Here is a 10,377-nt window from a genome sequence, read left to right on the forward strand (position 1 = left end):
AGTGACATGATATTAGCAGGTGATATTGGCGGAACCAAAACTTCTTTGGCACTGTTTGAGATTCAGGAAAACGCTCTAGAGCTCTATGCACAATACCAATTTTCCAGTCAAGCATATACCAACTTTAGCGATATCATTCGCGAATTTATGCAGATGTTTCCAGATGCTTGTATTACCTCTTCCTCTTTTGGGATAGCAGGTCCGATTATCGATGAACGGTGCCAAACTACCAATCTTCCCTGGGATATCTCAGCTGTGAATCTGAGAGAACTTTTAGGGGTAGATCAGGTCTACCTGCTCAATGATCTTGAAGCAACCGCTTACGGAATGCTCCATTTGGAAGATAGTGCATTTGTCGATTTGAATCCCGATGCAAAACCTGCAAGAGGCAATTGTGCCGTTATCGCTGCAGGAACGGGTTTGGGCGAAGCGATCCTCTATTTTGATGGCAAAAACTACCACCCTATCGCTTCTGAGGGGGGACATTGTGATTTTGCACCGTTAACGCCTCAGCAAGATGCCCTTTTGCTGTGGCTTCGTCAACGTTTTCCTGAGCATGTTAGTCTAGAGCGAATATTATCCGGCCCAGGGGTCTCAACACTCTATGATTATTTGAGAGAAAGCGGCTTTGCCGCTGAATCGGATTTACTTAACAATATAGGTGAGAATGAGGACAAAAGTGCCCTTATCAGCAAAGCGGCATTCGAAGAGAACGATCCCCTCTGCGTCGAAACCTTACGTCTTTTTTCTGAAATTTATGGAGCAGAAGCAGGCAATCTTGCCCTAAAGTGTCTCTGTGTTGGCGGGGTGTATCTCGGCGGAGGAATCGCGCCGAAAATATTACCGTTTTTGCAAACCGATACTTTCTTTCGTGCGTTTATTTCAAAAGGACGCTTTGAACCTATGCTACGTCAGATCCCGATCAAAGTTTCACTTAATCCTGAAACTGCCCTTTTGGGAGCAGCCCATTTTTCTAATAAAAGCTAACTGTGGCAAGATTTACAGGTGTGTATTACAACTTTGTACATCGTGGTTCAGCAACTCTTCAAAGGTTTTAACCTGAACCGGTCTACTGCATAAATAGCCTTGGAAATACTGGCATCCGTGTCTCTCCAGAAATTCAAACTGCTCAATCGTCTCAACCCCCTCGGCAATAACATCCAGTTCAAAAATAGAGGCCATTGAGAGGATTGTTTGTACCAAAACCGCATCATCAGCATCACTCATAATATCCCGTACAAAACTTCGATCGATTTTCAGTGTCGTAAACGGTAATTTTTTGAGATAAGCCAAAGAGGAATACCCGGTTCCAAAATCATCCATCGAGAGTGAAATACCAGCCCTACGGAGTCGATTCATTTTATCAATGACGATATCAACCTTATCAATAATCATTGATTCGGTCAGTTCAAGCTCAAGCATGGAGGGGACGATCCCCGTTTCAGCCACAGTACGGATTATTTTTTCAACGAAATCACTTTGTTTGAACTGAACGGCACTTACATTGACAGCAATGCGCTGAATGTGTGATTTAGTCACATGATTAGCACGCCATTTTACAAACTGAGTACAGGCTTCACGCAGTACCCATTCGCCGATAGGGACAATCAATCCACTCTCTTCCGCGATAGAGATCATATCATCAGGCATCACCAAACCCATCTCCGGATGATTCCATCGTAATAAGGCTTCGGCTCCGATTATTTTCTTCGTTTCGATTTCAATAACAGGCTGATAATAGAGTTCAAGTTCACTATTTTTAATCGCATTTCGAAGCGCATTTTCCATAAAAAGCCGTTTTTTGATCCATTGATCCATCTGTTCTTGATAAAAACGGGTGGTATTTCTCCCCTCTTTTTTCGCTTGATACATTGCCGTATCGGCAAATTTGAGTAAATCATCTGAGTTTTGTTCCGGTGAATTCACCAAGGCAATCCCGATACTCGAACTGGTCACTATTTCTTCCATTTCTCCAACATTGAAAGAGGCAGAGAGAATTTCATGAATTTTCTCTGCTACCATTTCCGCATGTTTTGCCGCAATATGAGGATCATTGCCAAGTTCATTGAGCAAAATAACAAACTCATCGCCCCCTAAACGGGCGACAGTATCGCCTTCACGACATATCGATACTAAACGGAGCGCGGTTTCTACCAATAACGCATCTCCGATATGATGTCCTAGAGAGTCATTAATGCTTTTAAAATGGTCTAAATCCAAAAACATGACTGCGATTATCGCACCATGACGTCGATAATGCGCTAACGATTGCGCAATCCGGTCTTTCAAGAGAACACGATTAGGTATATCTGTCAACGCATCAAAATAGGCTTGATGCTTCATTTTCTCCTCGGCAACAATCCGATCGGTAATGTCAGAGACGATCCCTACCCCACCGATAATCTCTCTATTCGTATCATAAATCGGAGAGGTACGTAAATTAATATGGAGACTTAGATTATTAATCATTGTCGTGTAGGGTCCCTCATAAAACCCTTTACTACCCTCAACGGCTGAGTGTAATGCACTAAATAAACAAACATCCGGTAATTTTTTTAAATCCAATCCGAGCATCTTCTCACGGCTAATTTTGAGAATTTGAAGCATCTCATTGTTCGTTTCAACAACAATCAGCTCTGTGTTATAATAAAAAATACCCGCAGGAGCCTCTTTAAAGATTGTTTCAAAGCGTTCTTCGGAAAGTTTCAGCGCTACCGTTGCTTTTTGGTGAAGAATTTTCGATATTAACGCATTCATGATGTTCATATTAATCCGCTTGGCAGCACTCACCAAAAGGATAAAGAAGATGGCAACTAAAATTCCCATCATTTGATATTCTAACCCGCCATGCAAAAACATGATTGCAAATAAAGGAATTAAAAGTAAGAGTAAAAATACCACTGCTACTAAAAACAGTGATGCCAAGGTCCCTGACGCAATCGCCGCAATACCTGCTATTAGAAAAATAAGAAAGAATTGATGGAGAGTATCAGGAGTTTGATAAATAAAGAATGCCGTAGTTCCCCACACAATAGCAGAAGAAAACATCATATATTTAAAATTTCTTTCCCATACAGCAGTATTGTATTTCTGCGGTTTATTTTGATACTCTCTAAGGAGCCAAAGCCGCCAAACCAATGTCACTAAAACAGACAAAAACCATAGAGTTATACTCGTGAACAAAAAGGTTTGATAATACATAAAATAAACAGCAACAGAAGCAAATAGTAGTGGGTAAATCGAAGCAAAAGCTTGTTTGTAGGCGATATTGACCTGTTCACTGCGGACGCGTTCACGCTCCGATGAATCCAGCTCAGGCAAATAATCGTATCGTGTAAAAACCATAATTGAATCTTCTTGAGCCTAAAATATTGGCATAGGATAACGTAAGAGAGATGAAAAACAAATTCCGTTATGTTACAATTATAAAATGTATAAACTATTGCTCATATTTATCTCGTTTTTTACCCTCAACGCCTATGAATTGGCAGAAAACTATTTTTTTGAGAACACTACTGTTTATTCCACCGATCTTTTTGAAGATTCACCCAAAAAATTCGAACTTCTCAAAATTCCTGAAGATAAAACGCTTTATCGGGTTGATTCAAACGTTATCGTCAAAAGTTTTGAACTCAATGGTATGACCATCACCTCTGAAAACGTCCGTTTTGTCAATTTTACTAAAAAAAGTCCTATTGATTTCACCCCCCTAAAAACGCAATTGGAGACCCTGCTACGTCATCATTATCCTTCCATCACCCTAAAGGAGATCACTATAACCCCTAGAGGTTACTTACCCCCTATGACAAAAACACTAAAAGGGATTTTTGAGGATCGTTTATACTTACACTCTGTGGGAACCTTTTATGTCATTGATGACAGCGGGCTGAGACGCTATCTCGACTACTCGGTGCGTGCCACCATCAATATTCTGCACACAAGCCAAAAAATCTTACGTCGTGAACGCCTTAGCGGATTCAACACACTACTCAAACCGACACCGTTCACAAGATTCAAGGATAAACCACTGAGCGCAATCCCCGATCAACCCTCTCGATTTCGCTCTAATCTCAGAGCTTCCCAGCTCCTAACCTCCCGTAATATTGAGACGATGCCTCTGGTATTAAAAAACGAAAAAGTGATTGTCGAGATAAAAAGTGATGGGGTTATCGTGGAGTTTGGGGCAACCGCGACGCAAGAGGGGTCACTCTATGATATTATTACGATCCAAAAAAGTGACGGCAAACGTGTCAAGTCTAAAGTTATCGGAGAAAATCGGGTGGAATTACAATGAAAATCGTCATAGGGATCAGTGGTGCGAGCGGAGCAGCGTTAGGACTTAAACTGGTCCATGCCCTCCCCTCTGATGTGCAAAAACACCTGATACTCTCCGATAACGCCAATATCGTTTTAGAAAAAGAGGACAACCTCACGCTCCATAAAAATGATGAAATCTGGGCTTCAGTAGCCTCAGGATCGTATGGTGCGGATGCGATGATCATCACACCATGTAGTATGAATACCCTCGCTAAAATCGCTTGCGGCATTGCCGACAACCTGATTACCCGTGCCGCGAGCGTAATGATAAAAGAACGACGTACCCTTGTACTGGCTCCGCGTGAGATCCCCTTTTCACCGATTGCTTTGGAAAATATGCACAAACTTTCCATGATGGGAGTCATCATCGCCCCCCCTGTACTCGCTTATTATGGTGAACAAGAGGATTTGGAGTCGATGGAAAACTTTATGATCGGCAAATGGTTCGATCTTCTGGGTATCAAAAACGATTTGTATAAACGCTGGAGTGACCACAATGCATAAAATCGCCCTTTATCCAGGAACATTCGATCCGATTACCAACGGCCATTACGACATTATCGAGCGGGGAATCAAACTGTTTGATGAAGTGATTATCGCCGTTGCCGATTCTCAAGAAAAAAAACCAATGTTTACCTTGCAAGAGCGCGTTGACATGGTTAAGTTGGCAGTCAAAGATTTAGAACGGGTTCAGGTCGTCGGATTTGATAATCTCACCGTCGAGCTAGCCAATACACTCGGAGCTACGGTTCTTATTCGCGGACTACGCGCGGTGAGTGATTTCGAATTTGAACTTCAACTGGGCTATCTCAATAACTCCCTCGATCCTAACATTGAAACGGTCTATTTAATGCCGAAACTCAAACACGCCTTTATCAGCTCTTCCATCGTCCGAAATTTGCTAAAATTTAACGGTAAAACGGTCCATTTGCTCCCTGAGCCTGTCCAAAATGTTATCGGGAGTATGAAATCATGTACGTTGCGATAGAGGGGATCGATACCGCCGGAAAAAGCACTCAGATTGAAGCGTTGCGCTCCCTTTTTCCGAATGCACTCATTACCAAAGAGCCGGGTGGAACCCCTGCAGGTATCGAAATCCGTAACATGGTACTGTTCGGCAATCTAAAGAGCAAAATAGCAGAGATTTTACTCTTTTTAGCCGATCGTGCCGAGCATACGGAAGAAATAATATTACCTAATATGAATAAACTCATCATCAGTGACCGCTCCGCCGTATCGGGGATGGCGTATGCGAGTGTCCAAAACCTCTGTGATGAATCTACCCTCGTATCGCTCAATCGTCTCGCCACCAACGGAACCCTTCCCGATGTGGTGTTTATTCTCAAACTCACACCCGAAGAGCTCGCCCACCGCTTGAGCCAAAAAGAGCACGACGTTATCGAATCACGTGGAGTTGGCTATCTTCTCAGTATCCAAGACTCCCTTATCGCTTCGGCGTATGCACTCGGAATTCAAACCTATGTAATCGATGCGACACAATCTATCGATACAATTACAAAAGAAATTACAAACCTTATCAAAGGAGCCTTATGATCCAATCTTTGCGCGGAATGAACGACATCCTCTCCGAGGACTATGAACGTTTTGAATACTTTATTACCACTGCCTCTACCATCGCCAAGCGATACGGATTTCATTACATTGAAACCCCCCTGCTCGAAGAGACGGCACTGTTCAAACGCTCGGTCGGAGAATCCAGTGACATCGTCGGCAAAGAGATGTATCAGTTTATTGACAAAGGTGAAAACGATGTATGTCTTCGCCCAGAGGGGACAGCAGGCGTTGTTCGGGCATTTATCCAACACAAACTCGATAAAAAAGGGGGAATCCACCGCTTTTACTATCACGGAGCGATGTTTCGCTATGAGCGTCCCCAAAAAGGGCGCTTGAGAGAGTTTCATCAGTTCGGAGTGGAAAGTTTCGGCGTTGATTCGGTCTATGAAGACGCATTAATGATTATGATGGTTGCCGATATCCTCAAAGCTTTGGGGATCGGATACCGCCTTAAACTCAACTCCCTAGGGGATCAAAATTGTATGCCTGCCTATCGTGAGAAACTGGTCAGTTTTATCGAGAGTTGCGGTGATAGTATCTGTGGAGATTGTGAACGTCGTAAGCTAACTAACCCTATCCGCGTCCTCGATTGTAAAAATGAAGCGTGTCAGAACCTTTACGTCAATGCACCGAAATTGATCAACAATCTCTGTGAGGGATGCCAAAGCGATTTTGATACCCTAAAAACTATTTTGGATCAACACACTATCGCCTATGAGATCGATACGAACCTCGTACGAGGACTTGATTATTATTCTAAAACAGCATTTGAATTCGTCAGTGACAATATCGGTAGCCAAAGTGCCATTGCCGGTGGAGGACGTTATGATCGCTTGATCGAATTTTTGGATGGGAAACCTACCCCTGCCGTCGGCTTTGCCCTCGGAATTGAGCGTTTGATGGAACTCATCGTGATGCCAGAACCCGTGCGCGAGGGATACTACTTCGGGGCTATGGATGCCGAAGCCATTACCCCCCTCCTTTTGGCCGCTGAGAAAATACGCCGCACTCAAAAAGCCGTCGTCGAATACGAGCCGCGCTCACTGAAAGCGCACCTCAAGGGAGCTGATCGTATCAATGCCCGCTATTGTGCCGTCATCGGTGAAAATGAACTGGCTCAAAACAGTATTTGGGTAAAAGATTTGGTCGATAAAACCGAATCTCTTATCCCATTAAACGATTTTTTTGTATAAAGGGGACGATGTGAAAACCTATGGAATAGACATTTGGGGCGAAAATAACTTTATGATCGATCAAGGGAAGATCAAAGTTAATTATAAGAGCTCCCCTTCTTTATTAGAAATTACCCAGAAAGTTCGTAAAACGAACCTTCGCGGACCCTTGATTTTACGCTTTCCCCATTTGATCGGTAAACAAATCGATCTTTTGTACTCTAACTTTCATCGGGCTATTTTTGAAAACGATTACACCGGTAAATTTCGGGCTGTTTTTCCTCTCAAAGTCAATCAGTTTCCCGAAGCGGTCGATGCGATTGTGGAACATGGTGAAAAATACGGCTATGGTCTCGAAGCAGGTTCAAAAGCCGAACTGGCCATCGCTATGGCAAAAACCGCAATAGGCGCCCCGATCACCGTTAACGGATTCAAAGACGAGGAGATGGTACGTCTTGGTTTCATGGCAGCGCAGATGGGTCATAATATTACCATTACGATCGAAGGGCTCGGTGAGCTTGAATGGATCATCGATGTCGCCCAATCGTGTAATCTCAAAATTCCCAATATCGGTATCCGTATCCGTCTCCAATCAGAAGGGAGCGGCATCTGGGCAAAAAGCAGTGGTTTAGGCTCAAAATTCGGTCTTACCTCCACCGAACTCATCGAAGCGATGAAGATGCTCCAAGAGAACAATTTGGTTGAGCATTTCACCATGATCCATTTCCATGTCGGTAGCCAAATGGAAGATATCTCTACCCTTAAACGCGTTTTGCGAGAAGCGGGAAATATCTATGCCGAACTCAAAAAGATGGGAGCCGATAAACTCGGTGCCATCAACATCGGCGGTGGATTGGCAGTTGAGTACTCTCAACACACATCGGGGCGATTACGCAACTATACCCTCGAAGAGTTCTCCAACAGTGTTGTTTTCTTGCTTCGTGAAATCATGAACGCCAAAGGGGTATCCCATCCTGATATCTTCACCGAATCGGGACGTTTTATCGTGGCATCACACTCGGTACTGATCGCTCCGGTACTCGAACTGTTTTCACACGATTATCAAGCCAAATCGCTCAAACTCAAAGAGAACAATCCACCGCTTATCGAAGAGTTACGTGAGCTTAACTCCCTCCTCGCACCACGCACCTGCATCGAATATATGCATGATGCGCTCGATCACATGGAATCTCTCCTCACCCTCTTTAATCTCGGTCATATCGATCTTCAAGATCGTTCAAACGCCGAAATTTTAGTACACCAAATTATTAAAAAATCGCTCTATCTCTCTCAAGACAACCCGATGCCGGAAATCGAGCGTCTTCAGGTTAAACTCCAAGAGCGCTATTTGATCAATACCTCAATTTTCCAAAGTATCCCCGATTACTGGGGATTACAGCAACAGTTCCCGATTATGCCGCTTGATCGTCTCGATATCCCCGCTATCCGTGCCGCTTCGCTTTGGGATATTACCTGTGACAGTGACGGTGAAATCCGCTTTAAACCCGAAGCTCCACTCTACCTGCACGACATCGATTTGGATGAAGAGGAGTATTTCCTCGGCTTTTTCAACGTCGGTGCGTATCAAGAGACGTTGGGAATGAATCACAATCTCTTTACCCATCCGAGTGAGTGTACCATTCTCATCAGTGATACCGGATATGAAATTGAAAACTTTACCGAGTCCGATAATATCCTCAATATCCTCGAAGATATTGGATATGACGCCTCTAAACTTCTGACAAACCTTAAAAATAAACTGGCAATCACTGATTTTAGGACAGAAGAAGAAAAAAGTGATACACTTCAAAAACTCGAAATGTACCTCTACCAAAACGGGTATCTCCGAACCACACGATAAGGATTGAATTTGGGACTTTTTTCTGAAATAGCCGAAGATTTTTCGAACGTTTATAAAAATGATCCCGCTATCAGTTCTCGCATTGAACTCTTTTTCAACTATCCGGGTGTGTGGGCTATCTTTTGGTACCGTATCTCGAATCGCCTCTATCGAGGAGGATTCCGATCCATCGCTCGTATCATCATGGGACTCAATCAAATCTTTACCAATATCGATATCCACCCAGGGGCAACGATCGGACGACGTGTTTTTATCGATCACGGATTCGGTGTCGTTATCGGTCAAACCACGGTTATCGAAGATGATGTCCTAATCTATCAGGGGGTTACGCTAGGCGGAGTAAGCCTAGTAGCGGGCAAACGCCACCCTACAATCCGTAGCGGCGTTGTTATCGGTGCAGGGGCCAAAGTTTTGGGCAATATCACCATCGGTGCCAACTCTAAAATCGGAGCCAACTCCGTCGTTGTCCGCGAAGTTCCCGACAACAGCACCGCTATCGGTATCCCCGCTCACGTTATCCAAAAAGGGCGCGACAAAGATCCGTTCAGCCATAACAAACTTCCCGATATTAACAAAGAGATGTTTGAGTATCTCCTCCGACGTGTTGCCGTATTGGAACACTATATGGTTCAAGATAACACCGAAATACTTGAACAAGATCTCCAACTCGAAAATATCTATGAATCGTTTATCAAGGCGATGAAAAATTGATTTTTTTCTTTCGCACTCTTTTTTTTAGTGCCCTTATCTCCATCTCTGTTTTAGCCTTCCTCCCCGATTATAATGATCTCCCTCGAATCGTCTCCTTAAGCGATCTACTCAACCATGCTGTAGCATTTAGTGTATTATCGATTCTCTATACATTCGCCTATTCCCACACTCCTAAACGTATCACACTCACCCTCATCGCGTATGGCGTCCTCATTGAAGTAGTACAAGCATTTCTACCGACACGCTACCCCTCATTCGAAGATATCATTGCCGATTCCGTCGGGATATTTTTAGGATTAGCCCTCAGAAACTTGATCAAATCCTCAACTCTTTTTAAACCTAAACCCCTATAATTTAACACATGACTCACCTGCATAAAATTATTTTCTTTACACTCATTTGCTTTGAGATATCTACGTTTGCCGCTTCACTCACGTCACCTCAATTGAGAAACTCCCTTTCTGAAAACACTTTTCCTATGACGCTCGCTACCCTCACAAATGAGACCGATGATGATGAAGAGATGTGGCACTGGCTTAATCTTGCCAGACTTCAGCAGGTCAACGGTGATTTTAATGCCTCCATACGCTCTTTTGAAAATGCGTATGCCATTCTCGATGAATACGAAAACCGTGCCACGGTTAGCCTACGAAACATCGGATCGTTTTTGGGTTCTTCACTCCTTACAAAAGGCTCTGAACACTACCATGCAAAAGGGTATGAACGCTCTCTCATGCATAC

At 43.5% G+C, this 10,377-nt stretch carries 11 protein-coding genes; 10 read left to right on the forward strand and 1 reads right to left on the reverse strand.

From position 1 onward, the window contains the following. The first annotated feature begins 6 nt into the window (after positions 1-6). Positions 7-987 (forward strand): glucokinase, encoded by a 981-nt coding sequence (glk, locus tag PHR02_RS06185; RefSeq protein WP_299990270.1) that lies wholly within the window; start codon positions 7-9, stop codon positions 985-987. A gap of 12 nt (positions 988-999) precedes the next feature. Here the strand turns inward: glk and PHR02_RS06190 are convergent, their stop codons facing one another. Then, positions 1,000-3,345 (reverse strand): EAL domain-containing protein, encoded by a 2,346-nt coding sequence (locus PHR02_RS06190; RefSeq protein WP_299990272.1) that lies wholly within the window; start codon positions 3,343-3,345, stop codon positions 1,000-1,002. Positions 3,346-3,430: 85 nt separating this feature from the next. Here PHR02_RS06190 and flgA point away from each other — a divergent pair, with 85 nt between their 5' ends. The 9 genes from flgA to PHR02_RS06235 all read left to right on the forward strand — a co-directional run. Beyond that, positions 3,431-4,294 (forward strand): flagellar basal body P-ring formation chaperone FlgA, encoded by an 864-nt coding sequence (flgA, locus tag PHR02_RS06195; protein WP_299990274.1) that lies wholly within the window; start codon positions 3,431-3,433, stop codon positions 4,292-4,294. Continuing rightward, on the forward strand, positions 4,291-4,821 hold the full coding sequence (locus PHR02_RS06200) for a UbiX family flavin prenyltransferase (protein WP_299990276.1): 531 nt from the start codon (positions 4,291-4,293) through the stop codon (positions 4,819-4,821). The genes flgA and PHR02_RS06200 overlap by 4 nt, the downstream gene beginning before the upstream one ends. Continuing rightward, entirely contained in the window at positions 4,814-5,305 is a 492-nt protein-coding gene (coaD, locus tag PHR02_RS06205) for a pantetheine-phosphate adenylyltransferase (RefSeq protein WP_299990278.1), read from the forward strand. Before PHR02_RS06200 ends, coaD begins: the two co-directional genes overlap by 8 nt. Further along, on the forward strand, positions 5,290-5,871 hold the full coding sequence (gene tmk / locus PHR02_RS06210) for a dTMP kinase (protein WP_299990279.1): 582 nt from the start codon (positions 5,290-5,292) through the stop codon (positions 5,869-5,871). Before coaD ends, tmk begins: the two co-directional genes overlap by 16 nt. After that, positions 5,868-7,085, forward strand: a complete 1,218-nt coding sequence (gene hisS / locus PHR02_RS06215; protein ID WP_299990281.1) for a histidine--tRNA ligase — start codon at positions 5,868-5,870, stop codon at positions 7,083-7,085. The genes tmk and hisS overlap by 4 nt, the downstream gene beginning before the upstream one ends. 10 nt (positions 7,086-7,095) lie before the next feature. After that, positions 7,096-8,925 carry a biosynthetic arginine decarboxylase gene (gene speA, locus PHR02_RS06220; RefSeq protein ID WP_299990283.1) on the forward strand — a complete coding sequence of 610 codons (1,830 nt, stop codon included), beginning with the start codon at positions 7,096-7,098 and terminating at the stop codon, positions 8,923-8,925. Between the two features lie 9 nt (positions 8,926-8,934). Then, positions 8,935-9,636, forward strand: a complete 702-nt coding sequence (cysE, locus tag PHR02_RS06225) for a serine O-acetyltransferase (protein WP_299990285.1) — start codon at positions 8,935-8,937, stop codon at positions 9,634-9,636. Continuing rightward, on the forward strand, positions 9,633-9,989 hold the full coding sequence (locus PHR02_RS06230; RefSeq protein WP_299990287.1) for a VanZ family protein: 357 nt from the start codon (positions 9,633-9,635) through the stop codon (positions 9,987-9,989). Before cysE ends, PHR02_RS06230 begins: the two co-directional genes overlap by 4 nt. 125 nt (positions 9,990-10,114) lie before the next feature. Further along, positions 10,115-10,377: hypothetical protein (locus PHR02_RS06235; protein ID WP_299990289.1), on the forward strand; the 263-nt coding region annotated here is incomplete at its 3' end.

This window comes from Sulfuricurvum sp., assembly GCF_028688295.1.
Taxonomy (GTDB): domain Bacteria; phylum Campylobacterota; class Campylobacteria; order Campylobacterales; family Sulfurimonadaceae; genus Sulfuricurvum.